This is a genomic window from Glaciecola siphonariae (genome assembly GCF_042652645.1).
GTDB lineage: Bacteria > Pseudomonadota > Gammaproteobacteria > Enterobacterales > Alteromonadaceae > Glaciecola > Glaciecola siphonariae.
Window position 1 is genome coordinate 1,064,664 of the sequence record NZ_JBHSGU010000002.1, and the last position, 23,900, is coordinate 1,088,563.

Annotated in this window: 17 protein-coding genes and 1 pseudogene; 10 read left to right on the forward strand and 8 right to left on the reverse strand. The window is 44.8% G+C overall.

Annotated elements, in window-relative coordinates; genetic code table 11:
• Positions 1-77: 77 nt before the first annotated feature.
• A complete protein-coding gene (locus ACFO4O_RS06100) occupies positions 78-884 on the forward strand; it encodes a hypothetical protein (protein WP_382406516.1) in 807 nt (268 codons plus the stop codon).
• Positions 885-1,019: 135 nt separating this feature from the next.
• Here ACFO4O_RS06100 and ACFO4O_RS06105 read toward each other — a convergent pair.
• The 5 genes and pseudogenes from ACFO4O_RS06105 to grpE all read right to left on the reverse strand — a co-directional run.
• Positions 1,020-1,112: pseudogene (locus ACFO4O_RS06105) on the reverse strand (integrase core domain-containing protein); the annotation flags it as partial.
• A gap of 160 nt (positions 1,113-1,272) precedes the next feature.
• Positions 1,273-2,661, reverse strand: coding sequence for a DUF4397 domain-containing protein (locus ACFO4O_RS06110; RefSeq protein WP_382406518.1), 1,389 nt, complete (start codon positions 2,659-2,661; stop codon positions 1,273-1,275).
• A 320-nt stretch (positions 2,662-2,981) separates the two neighbouring features.
• A complete protein-coding gene (gene dnaJ / locus ACFO4O_RS06115) occupies positions 2,982-4,103 on the reverse strand; it encodes a molecular chaperone DnaJ (RefSeq protein ID WP_382406520.1) in 1,122 nt (373 codons plus the stop codon).
• Between the two features lie 116 nt (positions 4,104-4,219).
• Positions 4,220-6,148: a molecular chaperone DnaK gene (gene dnaK, locus ACFO4O_RS06120; protein ID WP_382406522.1), complete on the reverse strand. Its 1,929-nt coding sequence runs from the start codon at positions 6,146-6,148 to the stop codon at positions 4,220-4,222.
• 135 nt (positions 6,149-6,283) lie between these two features.
• Complete coding sequence (gene grpE, locus ACFO4O_RS06125) at positions 6,284-6,901, reverse strand: nucleotide exchange factor GrpE (RefSeq protein WP_382406524.1); 618 nt, start codon at positions 6,899-6,901, stop codon at positions 6,284-6,286.
• Positions 6,902-7,044: 143 nt separating this feature from the next.
• Here grpE and ACFO4O_RS06130 point away from each other — a divergent pair, with 143 nt between their 5' ends.
• Both ACFO4O_RS06130 and ACFO4O_RS06135 read left to right on the forward strand, forming a co-directional pair.
• Positions 7,045-10,443: a PAS domain-containing hybrid sensor histidine kinase/response regulator gene (locus tag ACFO4O_RS06130; RefSeq protein ID WP_382406526.1), complete on the forward strand. Its 3,399-nt coding sequence runs from the start codon at positions 7,045-7,047 to the stop codon at positions 10,441-10,443.
• 122 nt (positions 10,444-10,565) lie between these two features.
• Positions 10,566-11,642, forward strand: a complete 1,077-nt coding sequence (locus ACFO4O_RS06135) for a GGDEF domain-containing protein (RefSeq protein ID WP_382406528.1) — start codon at positions 10,566-10,568, stop codon at positions 11,640-11,642.
• A gap of 24 nt (positions 11,643-11,666) precedes the next feature.
• Here the strand turns inward: ACFO4O_RS06135 and ACFO4O_RS06140 are convergent, their stop codons facing one another.
• Both ACFO4O_RS06140 and ACFO4O_RS06145 read right to left on the reverse strand, forming a co-directional pair.
• On the reverse strand, positions 11,667-12,311 hold the full coding sequence (locus ACFO4O_RS06140; protein WP_382406530.1) for a response regulator transcription factor: 645 nt from the start codon (positions 12,309-12,311) through the stop codon (positions 11,667-11,669).
• A 96-nt stretch (positions 12,312-12,407) separates the two neighbouring features.
• On the reverse strand, positions 12,408-14,756 hold the full coding sequence (locus ACFO4O_RS06145) for a TonB-dependent receptor (protein ID WP_382406532.1): 2,349 nt from the start codon (positions 14,754-14,756) through the stop codon (positions 12,408-12,410).
• A gap of 316 nt (positions 14,757-15,072) precedes the next feature.
• Between ACFO4O_RS06145 and ACFO4O_RS06150 the strand changes: the two genes are divergently transcribed.
• The 7 genes from ACFO4O_RS06150 to ACFO4O_RS06180 all read left to right on the forward strand — a co-directional run bounded on the left by ACFO4O_RS06150 (position 15,073) and on the right by ACFO4O_RS06180 (position 22,883).
• Positions 15,073-16,368, forward strand: a complete 1,296-nt coding sequence (locus ACFO4O_RS06150) for a GntP family permease (RefSeq protein WP_382406534.1) — start codon at positions 15,073-15,075, stop codon at positions 16,366-16,368.
• Positions 16,369-16,388: 20 nt separating this feature from the next.
• Complete coding sequence (locus ACFO4O_RS06155; protein WP_382406536.1) at positions 16,389-17,708, forward strand: E22 family MetX-like putative esterase; 1,320 nt, start codon at positions 16,389-16,391, stop codon at positions 17,706-17,708.
• A gap of 8 nt (positions 17,709-17,716) precedes the next feature.
• Positions 17,717-18,769: an extracellular catalytic domain type 2 short-chain-length polyhydroxyalkanoate depolymerase gene (locus ACFO4O_RS06160; protein WP_382406538.1), complete on the forward strand. Its 1,053-nt coding sequence runs from the start codon at positions 17,717-17,719 to the stop codon at positions 18,767-18,769.
• 5 nt (positions 18,770-18,774) lie between these two features.
• Positions 18,775-19,548, forward strand: coding sequence for a 3-hydroxybutyrate dehydrogenase (locus tag ACFO4O_RS06165; RefSeq protein WP_382406540.1), 774 nt, complete (start codon positions 18,775-18,777; stop codon positions 19,546-19,548).
• Positions 19,549-19,715: 167 nt separating this feature from the next.
• A complete protein-coding gene (gene nadK, locus ACFO4O_RS06170; protein ID WP_382406542.1) occupies positions 19,716-20,588 on the forward strand; it encodes an NAD(+) kinase in 873 nt (290 codons plus the stop codon).
• 129 nt (positions 20,589-20,717) lie between these two features.
• Complete coding sequence (gene recN, locus ACFO4O_RS06175; RefSeq protein ID WP_382406544.1) at positions 20,718-22,391, forward strand: DNA repair protein RecN; 1,674 nt, start codon at positions 20,718-20,720, stop codon at positions 22,389-22,391.
• A 144-nt stretch (positions 22,392-22,535) separates the two neighbouring features.
• Positions 22,536-22,883, forward strand: a complete 348-nt coding sequence (locus tag ACFO4O_RS06180; RefSeq protein WP_382406546.1) for an outer membrane protein assembly factor BamE — start codon at positions 22,536-22,538, stop codon at positions 22,881-22,883.
• Positions 22,884-23,618: 735 nt separating this feature from the next.
• On the opposite strand, the gene ppiC is transcribed toward ACFO4O_RS06180, so the two are convergent.
• The gene (ppiC, locus tag ACFO4O_RS06185) at positions 23,619-23,897 is read right to left on the reverse strand and encodes a peptidylprolyl isomerase PpiC (RefSeq protein WP_382406548.1); all 279 of its coding nucleotides are present in this window, start codon (positions 23,895-23,897) and stop codon (positions 23,619-23,621) included.
• Positions 23,898-23,900 lie beyond the last annotated feature (3 nt).

Genomic DNA, 23,900 nt, shown 5'->3' on the forward strand with positions numbered 1-23,900 from the left:
TGTACTTATTGTGCTAAAAAAGAGAGGCTTTGCAACACTGCAATTAATTGGCAAATAATATTTTTAGGATGTTTCCGATGGTAAAAAATACTCGATACTTACCCGCAAAAATCACTTTTAGTATAATTTTGCTTTGCTTGAGTTTGTTGGGATATTCTTATTCGCCTAAGGCACATAGCGCAAACCCGCTAATTGTAAGCTCAGATGGCGTTGATAGAATCGCATCTAACCATTACACCAGCCCCGCCTGGAAAAGCGACGAATTTGTCGGCCAAGCTAATCGCGTCTTAGATAATAACAAGCTAGTGATTAACATTAATCATTCTGCGGGCGGCTATGATGCCGGCTTAACGCACGAATACCCTGTGACACTTGTGGATGATGTCAGCGCAAAATTTGCTGTAGATGGCTCGTTTACAAGCCGCGGGGAAACAAGCAAAGGTCATTGGTGGTACGGACCAAAAGCGTCTGTAAACTGGCCACATGAAGGTAAATGGGAGCTCGACCAATGGTACGAAAACTACGTAGTAGATATTGCCAGTAAAAACCCAGACGAAATGCACACGTGGCTGATGCACGATTGGGACCCTAATAACCCACAAAATGAGTATTTAGGCACTACAAGGCATAATGGCTCGGTGTATAAACATTACAAGTTTTACTTTAATTCGTGGGTGCAATTTTGGGCCGTGCGTCAAAATTATCGAAACGAAGGCCGCACTAACATGGCGCCAATACTGCAAAAGTGGCGTGAGCATGGCCTCCCCAATAAACGAATTGACGATGTGAAGTTTAATGTCGAGACCCATGGCGCGCACAATCTTGAATTTGTTATCTTTGCCAACTGCCTACCTGATAGCTTTAAAAGCGATAAGTGCAATTAAATTCGCAAGATACTCACTTAGTCACACCCTTTCGAGTCTTATATAGTAGGCTGAAAAGTACCGAGGAACTTGAGGATGGAACAAAAAATATCAAATACTGAGGATAAGAAAAATTGACGCGAGTTCATGGAATTCTTAAGTCGCATTTTTATACTCAATGTGTGACATATCATTAAGTGAATTATGTGGCCGTTCGTTGTTATAAATCTCTATCCAATCTTGCGTTAGATGTTTTACTTAATTCACGGAAAAAGCCCTGAAACAACTGTTATTTCAGGGCTTTCAAATCTTGCTTTTTAATAAAACGCTTCGACTGATTGATTTACGGTAATCTTTCAAACTCAGCGCTTCATTCGTTGCTATTTTCGGTGCTGTATAAATACGCAGACTATAAAAAATCATCCGCTAAAATCAGCTGTGGACCTGCGCCAGCAACATCACCGTCTACTGCAATTGCGGTATATATTTTACCAACTTCTAGCGTTAGCATGCCCGTCTCGATCGCAGCGGTCATAGTGCCGGTAGGCGTTACCGTTACAAAGTAATCACCCGCTGGAAGCTGCACATAACCGGTTTCAGCCAATGTACCTGTGCTGTATGGAACAGCGCTGAACGCTGGCGTCATACCCGCAATATTTCCGTCTGCCGTAACGTAGATATCAACAGGTCCTGTAGCTTGTGACGCGTGAAATATTCTCACTTGCGCAGCAGTTGCCAAAGGGCGGCCATCGTCAATAATCAAATCTAAGTCTGCCATGGCGAGCGTGTTGTTAGCTAAAGCAGTGTAGCGAGTACCTGCCATCAAGCTCACCGCAGCGTCGTCTATTGCAACAATGCTGTTATCTGCATCAGCCTTAACGTCGAGCAGGTAATCACCGCCAGCCACGTCAATATAAAGAGTCACGCCTTTAAACGGTGCGCCGTCGAACAGAAGGATGTCGTCGTCACCGGCTACATCGGCAAATACATCTACCGCTGGCGCGTCAGCAATACCATGTATGGCTCTTACTTCTGCTGGCGTATTTACATCTGAAACTACAAATGAGCCTGCGCCATCAGCGACTAATAGATTAATTGGCGATGCACCAGGGCCTACATTCTCAATTGCGGTAATTAACAAATCTGCTCCCGCGGCTAAGTCTAAGGGACCAGAATCAAACGCTACGGTGGTTGTGCCTGCCACTGCTACGCGAATCTGATAAGTGCCCGCAGGTACTTCAACCTGACCGGTAAAATCTTGAAAGCTTAAGGTTGCAAGTGCCTGCTCAGATGCTAAGTCTGTGCCGGGCGCAGTTACATATACGTCTACGGTTGGTGCATCAGGCGCGCCATGCACTACTTGAGCGCGTATGTTGCCGCTACCTACTTCGCTCTCGTCGTTAACCACCAACAAAGGCGCAATGTTTGCCGTGTCGCCAACGGCAATTACGTTATATTGTTTATTATCTTCAAGCGATGCTGGTAACTCAATAACCGTTGCCGTATCGCCGCCGGGAAGTTGGGCATCAACGGTAAAATTAAACGGACCGGTGCGGAAAAATGATAAACCCGACGCTGTGCCGTATGCTAAATCATTTAAGCCAGCAATGCCGTTGCCGCTACTTAATACGTTTACGTCGGGCGCATCGGGTGAGGCATGTATTACTCTCACACTAGCGTTCGCCTGCGGCGGCGTGGGAGGATTTTCTACTGTGTTGTCGTTGTCTACGCCGTCAAAACAGGCGCTGAGCGCAAATACGCTCCCCAAAGTAATTAATGCTGTTTTTATATTTTTCATCTTTTGCTCTCTATTAATAATTTATTGCGTGTAGTGGTCTACAAAATCCGTTAAACAATATTTAAGTAGCAACAATGTTCAAGATGATTACAAATTGAGCACCTAAGAAGTTTAGTTTTAATGTTAATTAAAAGATTAAATTTAGTTAATTTTTGGTAAGTATTGCCTCTGCACCTTGTCAATGCGCTCAGCCACAGCCATTAGTCTTTGTGCATAAATGTTAGCCAATAAAAAAACCAGCTCTCGCTGGTTTTTCTAAATATTTGTTATGTCGCTAAAAACCGTCAGTAAAAACAATCTGGTTTTTAATCAGTCGCTAACTAGCTCTTTAAATCATCAAAAAACTGTTTAACGCCATCAAAAAAACCTTTTTCCTTTGGGCGATGTTTTGCACCTTGTCCGGTACAAGTGGCCTCAAATTCTTCTAACAGTTCTTTTTGTTTGCTCGACAAATTCACGGGCGTTTCAATTTCTACCTTGCACATTAGGTCGCCTACAGCACCACTTCGCACCGACTTAACGCCTTTACCACGCAGCCTGAACATTTTGCCTGTTTGCGTTTCTGGCGTAATTTTCAACTTTACTTTACCGTCGAGCGTAGGGACCTCAATTTCGCCACCTAGCGCCGCGGTGGTAAAGCCCAGTGGTACTTCGCAATACAAGTTATTTCCGTCTCGAGTAAATATATGATGGTCACGCACGTGCACCTGTACGTATAAATCTCCGGCTGGTGCGCCTTGCTCTCCGGCTTCACCTTCACCGCTTAGGCGTATTCTATCGCCAGTGTCTACTCCCGGTGGCACTTTAACCGACAGCGTTTTGGTTTTTTCTACGCGGCCTTGGCCTCGACATGGATTACACGGGTCCGAAATAATTTTGCCTTTTCCAGAACACGTTGGACACGTCTGCTGAACCGCAAAAAAGCCTTGGCGCATCTGCACTTGGCCGTTTCCTTTACAGGTTGGGCATGTTGTGGGGGAACTGCCTTTTTTAGCACCCGACCCGTGACAGGTATCACACTCAACCAATGTAGGTACGCGAATCTCAACTTCTTTACCACGTACCGCTTCTTCTAAACTCATCTCTAAGTTGTAGCGTAGGTCTGAACCTTGACGTGCTCTAGATTGACGTCCTCTGCCGCCGCCAAAAATATCGCCAAATACATCACCAAAAATATCACCAAAATCAGCTGCGCCAGCGCCGCCGCCTCGGTTTGGATCAACACCTGCATGTCCATATTGGTCGTACGCGGCGCGTTTGCGCTCGTCCGACAATATCTCGTAGGCCTCTTGTACTTCCCTGAATTTTTCTTCCAAAGACTTATCACCTTGCGCGCGGTCGGGGTGATATTTCATCGCGAGCTTTTTATAGGCTTTTTTGATATCGCGCTCACTGGCACCTTTTGCCACGCCTAGTACTTCGTAATAGTCTCTTTTAGACATAAACCACTATTCCTGCTAATGCATTGAATTTACAAATCTTGATTACACAACAGGCGCAGACCCCTTTCAGAGAATGCGCCTGATGGCTCAATTACCGCTAGTCTGCGAAAAACGTCTTACTTTTTATCGTCGTCTTTCACTTCTTCAAACTCAGCGTCAACAACATCGTCGCCGCTGTTAGCTTGCTCAGCTTCACCCTGCGCCTGACCTTCTGCGCCTTGTGCAGCAGCTTTAGCTTGAGCGATTTCCATCAACTTGGCTGACGCTTCAATTAAGGCTTGGCTCTTCTGCTCAATGGCTTCTACGTCGTCGGCTTTACGGGCTACTTCTAGCTCATCAATCGCCGCTTCAATTTTAGCTTTCTCGTCGGCTTCTAGGGCATCGCCTGCTTCTTCAACCTGAGTGCGCGTGCCGTGAATGAGACCATCCGCTTGGTTACGAGCAGCAACTAGTTTTTCAAACTTCGCGTCTGCCTCTTTGTTAGCTTCTGCGTCTTGTACCATTTGGTTAATTTCGTCTTCACTCAAGCCAGAAGATGCTTTAATCGTGATCTTCTGCTCTTTGCCCGTATCTTTGTCTTTTGCTGATACATGCAAAATACCGTCCGCGTCAATATCAAAGGTCACTTCGATTTGCGGGGTACCACGAGGTGCAGGTCTTATACCTTCAAGATTAAACTGGCCTAAAGATTTATTGCCCGACGCTTGCTTACGCTCGCCCTGTAGCACATGTACCGTTACCGCTGACTGATTATCATCTGCCGTTGAGAAGGTTTGAGACTTCTTGGTCGGTACGGTGGTGTTCTTTTCAATCAATGGCGTCATTACACCGCCCATTGTTTCAATACCTAACGACAGGGGCGTTACGTCTAGTAGCAATACGTCTTTCACTTCACCAGACAATACGCCACCTTGAATAGCGGCACCCACAGCTACTGCTTCATCAGGGTTCACGTCTTTACGCGGCGCTTTACCGAAGAAGTCAGTTACGTATTTTTGCACTAGCGGCATACGCGTCTGGCCACCTACTAAAATGATGTCGTTAATGTCGCCTACCGACAAATCAGCATCAGCAAGTGCTTGCTTCAATGGCTCAAGTGATTTCTTCACTAGGTCTTCAACCAACGACTCTAATTTAGCGCGCGTTACTTTAATCGCTAAATGCTTAGGACCAGAGGCATCTGCTGTAATGTAAGGCAAATTTACTTCTGTTTGCTGGGCAGAAGACAGCTCAATTTTCGCTTTCTCGCCTGCTTCTTTCAAACGCTGCATGGCTAGCGGGTCTTTGCGTAAGTCAAAGCCTTGGTCTTTTTTGAACTCATCTACCAAATAAGTGATCATTCGGTTGTCAAAGTCTTCACCGCCTAAGTGCGTGTCACCGTTAGTGGCAAGTACTTCAAAGGTGTGCTCACCGTCAACGTTATCAATTTCAATAATCGAAATATCAAAAGTACCACCACCTAAGTCGTACACTGCAACTACGTTGTCGCCTTTTTGTCTGTCCATGCCGTAAGCAAGTGCAGCCGCAGTAGGCTCGTTGATGATACGCTTAACTTCAAGGCCAGCGATACGTCCGGCGTCTTTTGTTGCTTGACGCTGTGCATCGTTAAAGTAGGCAGGTACTGTGATTACTGCTGCAGTTACCTCTTCGCCTAAATAATCTTCAGCGGTTTTCTTCATTTTTTTAAGGACTTCGGCAGATATCTGCGGAGGCGCCATTTTCTCGCCATTGCCTTCTACCCATGCATCGCCGTTGTCGGCTTTAACAATCGCAAATGGCATGATGTCGATGTCGCGCTGCACTTCTTCGTCTTCAAAGCGACGACCAATCAAGCGCTTGATTGCGAACAAAGTGTTTTTAGGGTTAGTCACTGCCTGACGCTTTGCAGGTTGACCCACTAAGGTCTCGCCATCTTGCGTGTAGGCAATGATTGAGGGAGTAGTACGATCGCCCTCTGCGTTTTCAATAACTTTCGCTTTATCGCCGTCGAGTACGGCAACACATGAATTGGTTGTACCTAAGTCGATACCAATGATTCTACCCATGTATATCTCTCCAAAAATTCGTTTGTGACTAAATTAATTACTTGATGAATAAGTGGGGCTAATACCCCTAATTTCAATAGGCCTATTCGAGAATTTTTTAAATTCTTGTCTACTTAAATAGTATTCGCCTTTAGCTTATGCCTGAGTATCTACACCTTCAGACGACGCGCGCGATACCATCACCATCGCAGGCCTGAGTAGACGTCCGTTTAGCAAATAACCTTTTTGCATAACTGCCAACACAGTATTCGGCGCTACTTCGTCAGATTCTTGCATCGACATAGCTTGATGATGATCTGGATTAAAGCTTTCGCCTTGTGGGTCAACTATTTCTAGGCCAAACTTTTCAATCGTTGATATGAATGACTTCAACGTTAAGTCTACACCGTCGAGTAAAGGCTTTATGCTTTCATCTGCGCCATTAGCAGACTGCATAGCACGCTCAAGATTGTCGATTACCGGCAACAGTTCACTGGCAAATTTTTCGAGCGCAAACTTACGGGCTTTGTCTATTTCTTGCTCGGCTCTGCGCCGTGCGTTTTCAATATCTGCTCTGGCTCTCAGCACACCGTCTTTTTGCTCTTCAATGGTGGCTTGTGCTTTTGCGAGTTCTTCTTCAAGCGCTTGAATTTGCGCTTCTTCTAAACTCTGCACCTCGCCTTCTACAGAGACTGCTTCATCATTGCTTTGGTCACCCTCAACAATTTCGACTTCTTCAGGCTTAGGCTGATTCGCATCCTGTTCTTGACTCATTCTCTTCTCCGCGCTTACTTTGGCTAGTCAACTATTTGCAATGCTGGCTATAATGGGGATAAATCAAAGGGCTTCAAGGCACTTTTTTGATTTTTTTTAGGATGTAGCTGTGTGAGGTGATTTTTCCTGATTTAAGGATGTAAATGTTTTCAATTTGGACGCTCGCGTCAATAACCGGTGCTTATGTGCTGCTGCTATTTGCGGTAGCAACATGGGGAAATAAAGTTGGTCGACCTCCCCGCTCCGTTTACGCTCTGGCATTGGGCGTACACTGCACGTCTTGGGCGTTTTTTGGCACAACTACTCAAGCGCTTGAATTTGGTTGGGCGATAATACCCACTTATTTGGGTATCGTATTGGTGATGTTGTTTGGCTTTTCAGCGCTTTGCAAAATCGCGAAGCTTTGTCGGGAGCATAAAATCACATCGCTGGCTGAATTCATTGGGATTCGCTATCAGCATTCGAATCTTTTAGCGGGCATGGTGGTTACCCTCTGTTTTATCGGCGTTATTCCATATATCGCTCTGCAGCTAGATGCCATAAGCTCTGCTATCACCTTAATGACCATAGACAACTCAACATGGTCTGCTTCCATAAGCTTTTACGTCACGATTTTTATGGCCGTGTTTGCCATTTGGTTTGGCTCAAGAACGCTGGATTTAACCACAAAACGAGACGGTTTGATGTTGACCATTGCGTTTGAATCGCTGCTTAAATTATGCGGTCTTCTGGTTGTCGGCATATATTGCGTGTACTGGCTTTCAGATGGTTGGTTGCATCTCATCGACAAAGCACTCGATTCTGATACTACCAGAGTCCTCCTTAACCAGCCTTTTGCAACATGGATTTACGCCAGCCATATTTTGCTTGGGGTGTGTTCTATGTTTTGTTTGCCTCGTCAATTCCATATCACCTTTATCGAGAATAACAGTGACAGTGAGCTTCGCCATGCGCGCTGGGTATTTCCCATATATTTGTGTTTAATGACTCTGTTTATATTGCCTATTGCGCTTACCGGACAGCTCATATTTGACGGCAATACGCTCGATTCACAGACACTTAGTAACTACAGCAATGCAGACAACTTTGTTTTGTCTATTCCGATAGCGCAAAATAATCACGGCGTAACCATCGCCGCTTATATTGGTGGCCTTGCTGCATCTACCAGCATGGTGATTGTAGCCACTTTGGCTTTGGGCAACATGGTCGCGAATAACCTTCTAACGCCTCTATGGCTTTACTCTGGGCACCTTCGACAAGAACATAGCAAGCTTTCGGCGCATCAACTGCTGCGCATACGACAAGCAACCATAGTTGTGCTGTTATTCATTGCTTATTGGTATCATCAAAACGTAAGTCAGTCGGCTCCATTGGTTAAATCAGGCACCATCGCCATCGCTTTGATGGCGCAAACGCTTCCGGCTATATTATGCGGCCTTTATTGGCAAAAAACCCATAAGCTTGCTGTTATCACAGGATTGTTGTTTGGTGCCGGCGTAGTCATTGCTCAGATGCTATATCCGGCCATTCTCTCAAGTTATTACTTTGCGCCTGCACCTAGCGATGAGAGCTTTGCCAGCGCTATCTTTATCTCGCTGGGATGTAACTTCAGTATTGCGTTGCTTGGTTCATTGCTAAACAAAACGACGCTTATCAACCCCTTGAGCGATTTGCGTTTAACGCAATCCTCGTTGAATATTCCGGCGGATAAGTTAAAAACCATGGTCGCGCGGATACTTCCCCAGCAAACTGCCGCCGAATTTGCCAACAAAATAGACAATCGTTCATCTTCAAACGCAAAAATGCTTAGTGCCTCGCTCCTGCAAGAGGCTGAACAAACCTTGGCGGCCCACGTGGGCAATGCCAGTGCTCGAATACTGCTGAATGCCATATCGGAACACAGCACAGACAATAGCGACGAATTGACAGAACTGGTTGAAATGGCGACGCAGTCTTTTCAATTTAATCATGAGGTATTGCAATCTTCCATCGCTCACCTAAAGCAAGGGATTAGCGTGGTAGATTCTGATCTAAAGCTTGTTGTTTGGAACCAAGCATACGAGACGCTTTTTGAGTATCCTGAGGGTTTTTTAAGCCAAGGCTTAAGCATTGAAGATATCCTTTTATTCAACGCTGAACGTGGGCTAATTTCTGACAACAGAGATGACTCAGCATTGCACCAGCAGCACACTCGTGAATTAGTTGAAAAACGCATAGCGTTGATGAAAAAATGTCAAGCTTATCAATTCGTTCGTAAGCATAGTCAACACAAAACCATTGAGATATCGGGAAACCCTCTTCCGGGTGGCGGTTATATCACCTCATTTACCGACATTACGCAATACATTGATATTCAGCGCGAACTCGAAAAAGCGAAAGAAGAATTAGAGCAACGGGTTGCGCTTCGTACAAAGGAATTAGAGGCCGCTAAAACAGAGGCTGAATACGCGAATGTCTCAAAAACTAAATTTTTAGCGGCCACGGGTCATGATTTGATGCAGCCGTTTAATGCAGCCACCTTGTTCGCCTCAATGCTTCATGAAAAGCTAACGAAAACAGAGTTTCATGACATATCAGCGCACTTGGTTCAGTCTCTAGAAAATGCTGACCAAGTGCTTAGCATGCTTATTGAAATCACAAAACTTGATACGGGTAAAATTGTTCCCTCTCCAACTGACTTTTCATTAGACGAATTGCTTTGCAACTTAGCAAACGATTTTGCTGTTATTGCCGCTCAGAAAAATATAGAACTGCGATATCAATCAAGCGGGATTTGGGTGCGCACCGACAAACGCTTGCTCAGCCGTATTATTCAGAACTTATTGGCAAACGCCATTCGCTATACTGATGCAGGCAAGGTACTGCTTGGCGTTAAACGACGGGAGCATCATCAGTGTGAAATCATGGTTATTGATACCGGTCGAGGCATCGCAAAGAACAATCAAAGCAGAATATTTAACGAGTTCCAGCGTTTAAACCAAACTCAGGACAGCACGGGGCTTGGATTAGGCTTAACCATTGTTGAACGAAGCTGCGAACTTCTGGGCCTGAAAATAGAGCTTGAATCGGAACTGGGAAAAGGCACACGTTTCGGCTTGTTGATGCCCAGACGAAAAGCGCCGAGGGCAGCGCAAATTAATGTAGGGCAGCGTAGCAAGCAGCATACGAGTCCGGCTTTTTTAAGTGGCCACTTGGTCTTGGTGCTTGAAAACGACCAACAAATCGCAGCCGCATTAGGCGCAATTCTCAAAGATTGGGGGGCAAGTATCGTGTTTGCCAATAATATGCAGTCGGCCCTAGATGTCAGGCAACAGCCAAGTCTCATTATTGCCGATTTTCATTTAGACAGCGGTGACGACGGTGTAAGCGTTTGTGCGGCGCTCAACAATAAATTTAATACGCAACTGCCTAGCATCCTTAGCAGTGCTGACCGCTCAGAACACATCCAAGAACAAGCGCTATCTCATGGCATGCGCTACTTACCTAAACCTATTAAGAGCGCGGCGTTAAAAAGACTAATACAAACACGCTTAAACGTGTAAAATACAGCGTTTGACGGTTAATTTTGACTAAAGGTTGCATCACTGCCTTTTAAAGTCAAAACCTCAAGCAGTTCGATTTACGCAGTTAGTTAGAGTCAGTACTCTCGTTTTATAGGACATTCATGAAAACCTCAGTCAGTGGTAAAGACCACTTAGAAGACAGTTACAAAGCACTAGAATTGAAATACAGCGACATCAGGCTTCAGGCGTCGTTAAAGGTGATTTGTTTTATTGGTGCCATCGCTCACATTCTATTTTTGTTTTTATTTGCCTTTATGGGCGCTACTTTTATGGCCATATTCAATATTTTGAGTATCGGTGTGTGGATATATGCCTTTGTGCTGTCCCAAAAACAACGCTATGAATGGGCTGTGCACATTGTAACTGCTGAGATGTTCATTCATGCTATTTTAGCGACCTCATTTGTTGGGCCCGACTTGGGATTTCAATTTTATCTATGGCCGCTCATCGGCCTGTTACTGACCATGCCGTCGAACAAACTAAAACAGTCTACTTTTTTCTGCGTTATCGTGATTATTGGTTTTATTGTTTTGAGCATCGCCACGAAAAACGTTGAATTTACCTACGCACTGGCACCTATCGTAAATTATGTTTATGCGACCAATGTGCTATTTGCAGCACTGCCGTTTGTATTAACCATACTGTATTTACGCTCCACAAATTCAGACAACGAAAAAGAGCTATTTTCTCAAGCAAATATGGATGACTTAACCGGTACATACAATCGCCGCTTTGTGCATGATTTGATGGAAAGCTCAGAGACTGAGCAGCGCAGACGAAGCTTTGATAGCTATTCTCTAGTGCTTGGAGATGTAGACAACTTTAAGCAGATCAACGATTCACTGGGTCATCAAGTGGGTGATACTGCCATTCGAGAAATCGCCAGTGTGTTAAAAAACAATGTGCGCGACTCGGATATTGTAAGCCGATGGGGTGGCGAAGAATTTTTGATTATTTTAGCGAATGCCGATATTGAAACTAGCGAGAAGGTCGTTCACAAAATACGCCACGGTATCAATCACGACATTGATATTCCTCAGTTGAGTGAATTAGGCTTGAGCATGAGCTTTGGTATCGCAAGCGCACACCGGCACATGTCGTTTGAAGAGACGATTCGCCAGGCCGACATTAAGCTATATCAGGCAAAAGCCGCAGGCAGAGACAGAGTACTGAGTTAACTTTTTGTGGTACCACGCACTGCCTTACCCTTGTTCAAGGCTCATCAATTGCTTGAACATTATGCCCGCTTGCGTGCGATTGTTTACGCCTAACTTACGCAGCACTGCTGATGCATGCTGCTTAACAGTAGATTCAGAAATATCTAATTCGTATGCAATTTGTTTATTTAACAAACCCTTAGCTATCATATTTAAGACTTTTAACTGATGAGGCGTGAGGGTCTCTAGCATACGATATTGCTCATGTTGCTGGCTCTGACGTTCCGGCATTTCAAAATCGGGAGGGATCCACTGTTCACCATCAAGCACGGCTGTCACAGCCTGTGAAATACTCTCTAAACTGACTGACTTTGGGATAAAACCACTGGCCCCTAAAGCGATACATTTTGCTATTATTAATGGGTTTTCTTCACCTGACACCACAATAATTAGGGTGTTTGGAAACTCAGCACGCAGACGTATTATGCCGCTTAGACCATCAGTATCTGGCATATTTAAATCTAAACACACTACATCAATATCAGGATTTTTTTGCAGCGCGGCGTAGGTTTGGCTGAAATTATCTGCCTGTTCAACGCTCAGCTTGAGTTGTTGAGACAATACCTGATTAAGCGCGCTGCGAAATAGCGGGTGATCGTCGGCAATTAATGCGGTGTAATCGCTTCCCATGGTCAATTGTCGCTTAAAGCTGATAAGTGATGACGATTTAACGCCATGCTCAATTCAATGTCAAAAACAAAAAAGGCGGCCGCAGCCGCCAACACACTAGAAACGATAGCCAAAGGTAAGCTGGACTGTTCGAGGATCACCATAGTAGCCAATCAAGGTATTGTCTCCGCCTGTACCCGGAATAAAACCGCCGTTGCCATCAGGGCTTACAAACTGATAACCACCCACTAAGTATTCTTCATCAGTAAGGTTTTTCAAATGCAGCCCACCATAGAACTCTCCAGACACGCTTTCCCAAGTCGCACTTAGATTGACTAAGCCATATCCCTCTTGGCCTAAAAGACTGTCTGCGGTTTCGTCGATATTGTAGTCGTCACGATAATAGTAGTTTGCACTCAGCAACACATAGCCAAAGCTGGTATCCAGCGCATAGTTTGCCGCAAAATTAGCTGTATATTTGGGTGTATTTGAAATAGCGAAGGCATCAGATATATCGCTTGGCTGCCCGTCCGCCCCAATTGTAATAACTTCTTTGAAATCAGCATCAATATATCCCAGCGCCACGTCAAAACTAAGGGCGTCGGTGGCAACCCACGTAATTTCAGCCTCTAGGCCAAAAGCCTTGGATTTACCCACATTCCCCAATATTTGATTTAAGTCGGTGGGCGATGATACTGGCAACACCGAAATATACTGACGGTCTTTGTGATCAAGATTAAACAACGTCAGGTTTGTTCTAAACGTGTCGCTTAAATCTGCCTTCACGCCTACTTCAAACGAGTCGACCACTTCAGGATCTACGGCCGGTTCATTTATCGTGGCGCGAGGGTTAAACGTGCCCGATTTAAAGCCTTGCGAATAGCTCGCAAACACCATCATTTTATCGCTTAATTTGTAATCAACTCCTACTCTGGGCGTAAAGCGTGACCAGCTTTCTTCTGATGCGGAGTCAAGTAGGCCATCGCCGTTGGTATCTTGTCCTAGGACTTGTGGTACCAAATTATTGCCCGGAAATGTCCCATCAGGGCGAACATAATTTGGGATCCAGCCCGATTCAGGGTACACATTGGCAAAAATTAAACCGTTGTTTACAAAGGCTTCTTTACGCTCGTCGGTGTAACGGGCGCCCAGCGTTAACGAAAGTTTATCGCTTAAATCGATATTGGCTTGCGTGTAGGCAGCCCAACTTTCAGAGTTATTACAACCGGTCACCTCGCGAGTAAGGCCAGGAGCGCCTAATACTCGACCTAAGGCACCTAAAATCGCATCAAAGCTACCGCACGATTCACCGTCGTAGTAGTAAATGCCTCCGGTAAGCGTAAACCCACTGCCTAAATAATTTGCCTGCAGTTCGTGGGTCGTGTTTTCATCATCGTAAATGGCTGGTACATCAAATACGTCAACAGGTGTGTTATCAAAATCAATGTTGGTAGGTGAAGTACTCTCGCGGCTCGATGCGACATATTTTATTTGCAGGGCATCGCTTACGTCATAACGTGCCAGAAAGCTAAATCCCTCAACGTCTACTAAGTTTTCAGTTGGTAAACTTGTGTAGGAGTCATACACACTGCCCGGAACTGGCGCATCGGTTAGAATGCTGGGTAATAGTCTAAAACCGCCCTTTGAGTTTGAAGTATCTTCGGTTTTATCCCAATCGAGTCTAAAAAATAGATTGTCGGTTGGACGATATTCAAGTGCGACTCTTGCCGCCCATAAGTCTTTGTTGTAGTTTTCGGTGTCTTGGTCAGGCAGAGCAGAAATCAAATATTCACCAAAGCCGTCTCGATTCAAATTGGCATAACCCCCACCAATGTAAAGCTTATCTTCAATCAATGGCATCTGACCGGTCACCATGATGTCGCGCTGCGAATAGCTACCAATCGTAGCCTGCGCATTGAACTGAGCATCGCCCGACATTTCCTTGGTTACATATTTTACCGCACCACCAATGGTGTTTTTGCCATATAGTGTGCCCTGTGGCCCCCGTAAAACCTCTACTCTCTGCACATTTAACAAATCGAGAACCGCCCCTTGAGGCCGCGCGATATAAACATCGTCAACGTAAATACCGACACCCGGCTCGTAACCCCACAAGGGGTCTTGCTGCCCCACACCTCTAATGAAGGCAGTCAATGTTGAGTTGGTGCCGCGACTTGTTTGTAAGGTTGTATTTGGACTAAATTGCTGAACTTCAGTGAGTACGCTAATCCCGCGGTTTTGCAGGTCGGCGGCACTGATCGACGTGACTGCTACCGGCACCTCTTGCAAAGACTCCACTGTGCGTCGTGCGGTTACCTCAATAACCTCAAGACTTTTTTTCGCAGATTCTGGTGTATCTGTATCGCTTTGCGCCACAGCCAAAGGTGCATGTAAGGCTCCGCCTAATGAACTAAGTACCGCGAGGGCACAAGCCGTTTTCGTAAAACATGATTTATTGTGTGTCATAGTATTTCCCTAAAAGCATCTTTATCGTTATTTTATGCAAAGCGCGCTTTGCATAGCTACGTATCAACTAACGACCTTACGAAAAGTACTATCGCTAATTGCTGGGATTGCGGTCTGGTGTTAAATTTAGGTTAATTTCGTTAATAAATAACTAGTACCATCGTACTATGGGTTTTATTGTCGCTTTGCTTCACACTCGCAAACATCCTGGCGATCTGCGGTCACAGATCTTATTTAGCTTGGCTTGAGCACGTTTAATTTACTAACGTGGTTTGCTTGAGTCTTTGGCAACACTAATGCAAACAGGATAACTTGGATGTTAAGTTTAATCGGTCTAATTGGCGGTTTGGCGCTGCTCATTGTATTAACAATACGCGGCATGAATCTATTCATTGCGGCACCGGCGTGCGCGTTGTTGGTTGCGCTTACAAGCGGTATGAGTGTATTCGTTGGTGATGGTAATTTTGTGCACACCTACATGAACGGCTTCACTTCGTTTATCGCGAGTTGGTTTTTCATGTTTTTGCTCGGCGCGCTTTTTGGCAAATTCATGGAAGATACTGGCGCGGCAGACTCACTCGCCCGCTGGATCATAAGTAAACTCGGCTATAAAAAAGCGATTTTCGCGGTAGTGGCGGCTTGCGCAATTTTAACCTACGGCGGCGTGAGTGTATTTGTTGTCGCCTTTTCAGTGTATCCGATGGCGCTGAGTTTATTTAAAGATGCTAATCTCCCGAGGCGTTTCATACCTGCAACTCTCGCTTTTGGCTCTGTCACCTTCACAATGACTTCAGCAGGCTCACCAGAAATACAAAATTGGATCCCCATTAAATATCTCGGTACATCTCCGTTTGCCGCATGGGAAGTTAGCGCAGTGGTTGCCGTATTTATGGCTGTATTCGGGTATTGGTGGTTAAAAAAGATGGTGAGCAAAGCCGTTGCCAATGGTGAGCGCTTTGCTCCGAAAGACCAAGACCCAGAAATCAAGGACCGTGAATTACCGCACCCTGCCACGGGCCTCATTCCCTTATTTGTTGTGCTTGTCATCTCTTTTTTGTTTCATGAGACCTATAAAGAAATGGCCCTCATTGTTGCATTAGGCGGTGGCGTATTGACCTTAATGTTAATTAACTTTCGCTTTTTTCAAAACCTCGGTGCAGCGGTCAATCTTGGGACCACTGGTGCATTGGTAGCGATTGGCAATACCGCTGCGGTAGTTGGTTTTGGCGCAATTGCAAAAACCACAGAAGCCTTTCAAAGCACGGTAGAAATAATGACGCAAATACCGGGCAATGAGCTCATCGGTGCAGCAATCGCGGTAAGCGTCATTGCAGGATTAACAGGCAGCGCTTCAGGCGGTCAGGCTATCGCACTTCCTTTAGTAGGCCCTTATTATCTTGACCAAGGGGTTGACCCAGAGCAGCTCCACCGCATCGTGTCGATTAGCTCAGGCGCACTCGACTCTCTGCCTCATAATGGATACGTGGTGACCACAATTCGCGCCATATGCCACGAGACCCATCAGGCAGCTTACGGACCTATGGCAGCGCTCACGGTAGTTGTTCCTCTTATCGGCTTAAGTATGGCAATTGGCCTATTTATATTGTTTTAATAAGGGATGTTATGTTGGCAATGACGTTTAACTGTAGTTTAAGCAAAGTTCGCTCTGCGGGCTCTTTTGATAAAACGAGGTCTTTCCTGATACGGCTGTTTATCGCAATCATGGGGATGGGTTTGTTTGGCCTATCCATTGTTTATGACGCACAATCAACAGAGCAAACAATAAGCAGCACTCAATTGCCAGAACATGCAAATTTACAAGAGAACATTATGTTGGTTAATAAAAAGGTTCATCACATCGATTTGTTCACAACTTTTCACGGCGAGCAAATTAAAGATGTTAAAATTGGCTGGGAAAGCTATGGACATTTAAATGCCGACAAAAGCAATGCAATTTTGATCACGCATTATTTTACCGGCAGCTCTCACGCCGCGGGTAAATATTCAATTAATGATGAGGAAGCCGGTTACTGGGATGCGATAATTGGGCCCGGTAAAGCCATTGATACCGAGCGTTTTTTTGTGATAAGCGTAGACAGTCTGGTGAACATAAACGCGTTTGACGATACTGTTATTACCACCGGTCCTGCAAGTATTAACCCCGATACCAACAAGCCTTACGGTTTAAGTTTTCCGGTTGTGACTATGCGAGATTTTGTGAACGTGCAAAAGTCTGTGCTCGAATCACTCGGTATTCATACATTATATGCGGTTGCCGGTCCGTCAATGGGCTCAATGCAGGCTATTGAGTGGGCATCGGCCTATCCTGATAAGGTAGCCAGACTAATATCTGTTATTGGTGCTGCGCAAGCCGACGGCTGGACTACGGCTTTACTAGAGCAATGGGCAACGCCGATTAAGTTAGATCCTAACTGGCGCGATGGAAATTATTATGATCAAACAAAAGAAAATCAGCCCCACCGCGGTTTAATCGCAGCGCTTGCCTTAATAACTCAAAGCGCACTTGCTCCTGAGTTTTTCAACAGCCTAAATTCACAGTTGCTAGCAAACGCCGACCCGCATGCCAACCTATACGACATTACGCAATCCCCGCCGATTATAAATTGGCTCATGCAGCGTGCAGGTGAGCGGAGCGTCAAAATGGACGCCAACCATTTACTATATTTGGTGCGTGCAAATCAGCTATTTATAACGGGAATGAAAGGTAACCTTGAGCAGGGGCTTGCGCAAATTCAAGCAAAAACCTTATTTATTCCGGCCACGCACGACCAACTGTTAATGCCCTATCACGTCGAGCAGGCTGCTGCGATTTTAAGTAAGCAAAATAAAGAGGTTGACCTGCATTACTTAGATGGCTCTTTGGGGCATCTAGAGGGCTTAAGCGGCATTGCTCAATACAGCGATACCATTCGCACTTTTCTGGCAGAGTAGGAGGCATTATGACACTAATAAACGTACAGCGTAATTTAGCACTCTCCATAGCAGGCGCATGCTCTGTAGTTTTACTGAGCGTTACGTCTTTTGCAGCGGCTAACCCTACTTTACAAGCCTTAAATATTGATACAAGACAAACCAGCGTAAGCGGTTTATCGTCGGGCGGATACATGGCCACGCAGTTTCAACTTGCACACTCAGAGCATGTTGTAGGCGCTGGGATCGTTGGCGCAGGCCCCTATTATTGTGCGCTTGGACAAATCGGCATAGCCTTGGGGCAGTGCGTAAACAAAGCGTCTTCAAGCATTACAAATACGCCGTTTTTAGCGCAATACGAGACATATTTGGCAGAACAAAAATTAGCGCCGCGAGACAGCTTGCAAGATGACCGAGTAGTGATCATTCACGGTACAAACGATACTACCGTCAATCGTACTGCCGCTAACCTTTTGGCCGAACAATATAAACAATGGCTTCCCGCAAACAACGTCAAATATATCAACGATGAAGCATTCGCACACCATATGCCAACAGAGTCTTATGGCAGTAAATGCGAGGTGTCAGAGCCTCCTTTTTTGGGCAATTGTAACTACGACGCAGCCGGTACTATTTTGTCGTTTATATACCCCAATATACAAGCGCCGCCAGATGTGAAAAATAGCAACACTTCAGCAGATTCTGCATTACAAGTCAGCACAATCGATTTATCAGACCTGACTGATTTAAGCGCTACGTCTATCAGCGATGACGCTTTTATCTTCATACCCGAGAATTGTGCGCAAGGTAAGCGATGTCGCCTACACATTAGCTTTCATGGTTGTAACCAAAGTGCGTCTGACGTTGATCGACAATATGCACAACACGCAGGTTTCAATCGGTGGGCACAAAACAATGATATTGTAGTGCTGTATCCTCAAGTCAAAAAATCGATGTTCATGCCACTCAACCCTCAAGGCTGCTGGGACTGGTGGGGATACACAGATGAAAACTACGCGAACAAATCGGGCCCGCAGATAAAAGCCATCTACCAAGTGATGCAAGCATTAGGGAAGGAATGAAAAACATGACCAACTCAAAAAATATATTAATTACCGGCGGTGCAAGCGGCATTGGCTTTGGCATTGCCGAGCACTTAGCATCATTGGGCAACCACATTATCATTGCTGACATTAATTTACAGGCAGCTAATGATGCAGTGTCGAAGCTAAATGCAGCGTTTGCTAACAGCGCTCAAGCCTTACAAGTTGACCTTGCAGACCCTGTTGATATTGCCTCTGTGCCCAACAGACTCGTCAATCACCCCGTCGATGTGCTGATAAATAATGCAGGTATTCAGCATGTATCTTGCTTAGAAGACTTCCCCGCTGACAAATGGAAGCTATTAGTAGATGTTATGTTGGTGGGCCCTGCACTTTTGACACAGGCTCTGTTAGGCCATATGCGCCAACAAAACTTTGGCCGCATCATCAATATTGGCAGCATTCACTCTGTTGTGGCTTCACCTTATAAATCGGCTTATGTGGCGGCAAAACACGGTTTATTAGGCTTTGCAAAAACTCTTGCTCTTGAAACGGGCGATGTGGACGTGACCATCAATACCCTGTGCCCCGCTTATGTAAAAACTCCCTTAGTTGAAAAGCAAATTGCGGCTCAAGCCATTGAAAACGATATGAGCGAAGAAGACGTGGTAAATAAAATTATGCTCGAGCCTATGCCGAAAAAATCGTTTATCGGCATCGACGAACTTGCCTCCACTGCAGAATTTTTAATGAGTAGCGCAGCAAAACACATTACCGCGCAGGCCATTGTATTAGACGGTGGCTGGACCGCTCGATAGCGCCAGATTTAAGCGATTGCTCCAAGGGTTAAGATTAAAAAGACGCAGCTAAGCTTTGTTTTTACTCAGTAAACCACATAGATTTTACAGGTAAGTACAGTTTTTTCTTGCAAGCTGTGTGTGCTTCTATAATCTGTTACTAAGCTTATGTTTGAAGAGAGTTATTTATGCGGTACACCACTGTGGGTTTAATTGGAAAGCCAAGCCATGAAGCCACTCACAGCAGTATTGAAATATTGATAGACGAGCTCAATAAGCGCAACTGCACTATATTGATTGAGAACCGCATAGCTCAGAGCATGAACGATAGCTCAAATGCCGCGTCGATGGCGCAAATAGGCGAACAAGCAGACCTCGCCATTGTTGTGGGTGGAGACGGAAATATGCTTGGCGCAGCACGTGTACTGGCCGAATACGACGTGGATGTGGTGGGCGTAAACCGCGGTAACCTAGGGTTTTTAACCGACATTAACCCTGAAGATATTCCTCAGCAACTCGACCATATATTTAATAATAAAACCTATCGCGAAAAACGCTTTATTCTTGAAGCTCAAGTGTTCCGAGATGATAAGTTGCAGCAATCTCATAGCGCGATAAACGAGGTGGTACTGCACCATAGTAAAGTGGCACACATGATGGAATTTGAGCTCTATGTGGGCAGCGACTTTGTGTTTAGTCAACGCTCCGATGGTTTGATTATTGCCACACCTACAGGCTCTACTGCGTATTCGCTTTCTGGCGGCGGTCCGATACTCGTGCCTCACCTAGATGCTCTTACGCTTGTCCCTATGTTTCCACACACCTTAAGCAACCGACCGGTTGTGGTAGATGCAAACAGTGAAATCACGCTCAAAATTTCAAAAAAGAATACCGATAGCGTACAAATCAGCTGCGACAGCCATGTGGTAATAGCGGTTGAGCCGGGAGATTACGTAAAAATTCGAAAGAATAAAAAGCATTTGACCCTAGTGCACCCGCCCGACTACAACTATTTTAATGTGCTGCGCACCAAGCTCAACTGGGGCAGTAAACTGTATTAAGTAGCGACATATAAGCTAGCATTGACGATTTACGTCATCATAAAATTACAAAAACAAAGCTAAAAGCCAGTCTTTACACACTGCTAAATACTGTATATATTATCAGTATCAATTGCGGGAGTGTGCATCATGCTTGTTCATATAGATATTAAGAATTTTACCGTTGTAAAACATGTTGAGTTAAGTCTGCATAAAGGTTTAACCGCCATCACCGGTGAGACCGGCGCGGGTAAGTCAATCGCGCTAGACGCCCTCGGCTTGTGTTTAGGACAACGTGCTGAGTCAAATATTGTTCGCCAAGGCGCGCAGCGAGCAGAAGTTGTGACGCATTTTGATATTAATAAGTTACCCAAAGTTAAAGCCTGGCTTAATGAGCAAATGCTTGCACAAGACGATAACCCAGACGAGTGCTTTATTCGCCGCGTTGTAAGCAAAGAGGGACGCTCTAAAGCATTCATCAATGGCGTTGCGGTAACCTTAGCCCAACTCAAAAGCTTAGGCGCAATGGTTGCTCACATTCATGGTCAAAACGATCATCATCAGTTTTTAAAACCCGACAATCAATTAGCACTGCTAGACGGCTATGCTCAGCACAGCGAACTTTTGGCCAAAACTAAACAAGCTTATCTTGATTACAGCGAACAATCTAAACGCCTAAAGGCCCTACAACTAGCTCAACAGCAACGCCTCGACCGCGTAAGCCTTTTACAATATCAGGTGGACGAACTCGACCTGTTTGCTTTATCAGAAGGTGAGTTTGAACAGCTTGAGGCCGATTTTAAAAAACTCAACTCTGTTCAAGAACTCATCGAGAGCGCCGAAAAGTCGTGCTACCTATTAAAAGATGACGAGCAAAACAATGCCTTATCACTGCTAAACTCCGCCCTTCGGAGCTTAGCCGATAATTTAGATACTGACCCTGCATTAAAAGACGCACATGAACTGCTGCAAGGCGCAGTGATACAGGCTGAAGAAGCTTATACCGAGCTTTCTCACTATCAATCGGGCCTTGAAACCGACCCAGAACAGTTAAAAGCAATTGAGCAGCGCTATGCAAGCGCCCTTGATTTGGCTCGCAAACACGCAGTAGCGCCAGAAAATCTACATATTTGTCATGCTGAGCTTGCCGCCGAACTTGCCTTATTACAGAGCGAAGAAGCCTCGCTTGCTGATTTAGAAGCTAGTTACACCCAAACCCTAGAGGATTATCGCAAGTGCGCTCATGCGCTACATAAGTCGCGTCAGGTCGCTGCAGACAAGCTCTCCGAAGAGATTGCACAAAGTATTAAACAAATGAATTTGCCTCACGCGGTGGTAAGCACAACGCTGACTCATCATGAACAAAATGCACCCAGTGCAAAAGGAAATGACGAAATACGCTTGCTTGTATCGGTAAATCCCGGCCAAGCACCAGACGTACTAGAGAAAGTGGTGTCTGGCGGTGAGCTCGCCCGAATTGGTTTGGCCATTCAGGTCATTCGTTCGCGAGACTACAGCATCCCTACCCTAGTATTTGACGAAGTTGATACTGGCATAAGCGGACAAACCGCATCGATTGTCGGCAAACTCTTAAACAAATTGGGGGCGCAGTCTCAGGTAATTTGCGTGACGCATTTGCCGCAAGTTGCTGCACAAGGTCATCATCAGTTATTTGTTACTAAATTAACCGATGGCGTTAGCACCGAAACAAAAGTGCTCAAACTCACTAAAGAGGAGCGGGTAAATGAAATCGCGCGCTTGCTTGCAGGAGATGAACTTACCGACACGGCAATTGCGAACGCTAAAGACCTACTAAAACAATAAACGATGGCTTACACAAACTTCGTGATGAATTTTTAAACAAAATCGTCTCAAATTGCGTTCTGACTGCTACTTGAACCAATTAGGCATTGATTGGTCAGAGCCTTGTAAGGTAGTATCTTGGCGAAATTTTTAAATGGAAGTCGTATGAAGTTTTTAAGCATTATTATCTTGTCGTTCACGCTCTTAACTGGCTGCACCGACTGGATTTATCGAATCGACGTGCCTCAGGGTAATTTCTTAGATCAAAAAGACGTGAACAAGTTAAGAGTAGAAATGACCAAAGAGCAGGTTCGCTTTGTGTTAGGTAACCCTGTGGTTGAAGATAGCTTTAGTGATGATACTTGGTATTATTATTATGAGATGAAGCGCGGCATGAGAAAGCGCGGTGAGGATGTAAAAAAACATCTTATTTTGACCTTTGAAGACGGCAAACTCACTGACCTGACTGGCGATTATCCAAAACCTGAAGAATTTGACCAACCTCTAGCCTAAAACTCGATCCCTTTAAGATTCTATGAGGCAGCTATGGCAAGTAACTTTCTTGCCAAGCTGTCTTTGATACCTCTCAAAGCTAATCATGAGTAACTGAAATAACACAACAGGCGTTATTTATAGTTTATGACTTATTGATGTTCTAGATTTCGCCATACACTTGATTGTGTTGTGAAGCGTCTAGTATTCCGCATATGACTTGTTAAATAAGAGAATATCGATGATAAAGTTCTACAAAATGCGCTGAAAATCAAAATTTACGAAAATTATCTTTATTTTTGTAAATTCTCTTAAAAGTAACAAAAAGTTATTAAAAAGGATAAAAACCCAGAAAAACACGTAATTGAAGAAAAAACACTAATAAATTAAAAATCCTTTAAACCCATTAAAAATCAATTAAAATCAGTGAAATTGTTTTAGTTTACGCAAACTTCGCATAAAACCTCAGAATTTTACTTCAAAATTCTCATTTATAACTTTGTTTTAGTTTTTTATCTGAACCTGTTTTTGGTGGCAATAACAATAACAAAAACAACACGTCAAACCCGTTCTGAATGCAATTTTGATAAAACTTAATGCGCTTTAAATGTTAGAAATACTTGCTCACTGACTTACTCGAAAAACCGGAATAGGCGAAGATTTTGGCTGCATTTTTGAGCGCAAGAATGGGTAAAAGTATGAGTGAGCGTTGGAAGATGAGATGAGGGTGAGATTTAGATGAGGGGCTAGGCGGTGTTAGCTTCGGTAGAGCGTTTTAATTAAGTGGTATCCAAAGCGAGTCTTTACCGGGCCGTGCACTGTTAAGAGCTCTTTTTTAAACACTACATCGTCAAACGGTTTTACCATCTGTCCGCGTTTGAATTCACCTAAATCGCCGCCCTTTTTGCCAGACGGGCAGTCTGAAAATCGCTTGGCAAGGCTGCCAAAGTCTTTTCCTTTTTTAAGCTGGATGAGCAGTTCTTTTGCCTGCTTTTCTGTTTTTACCAAAATATGTAGCGCACACGCTGTCGCCATGTT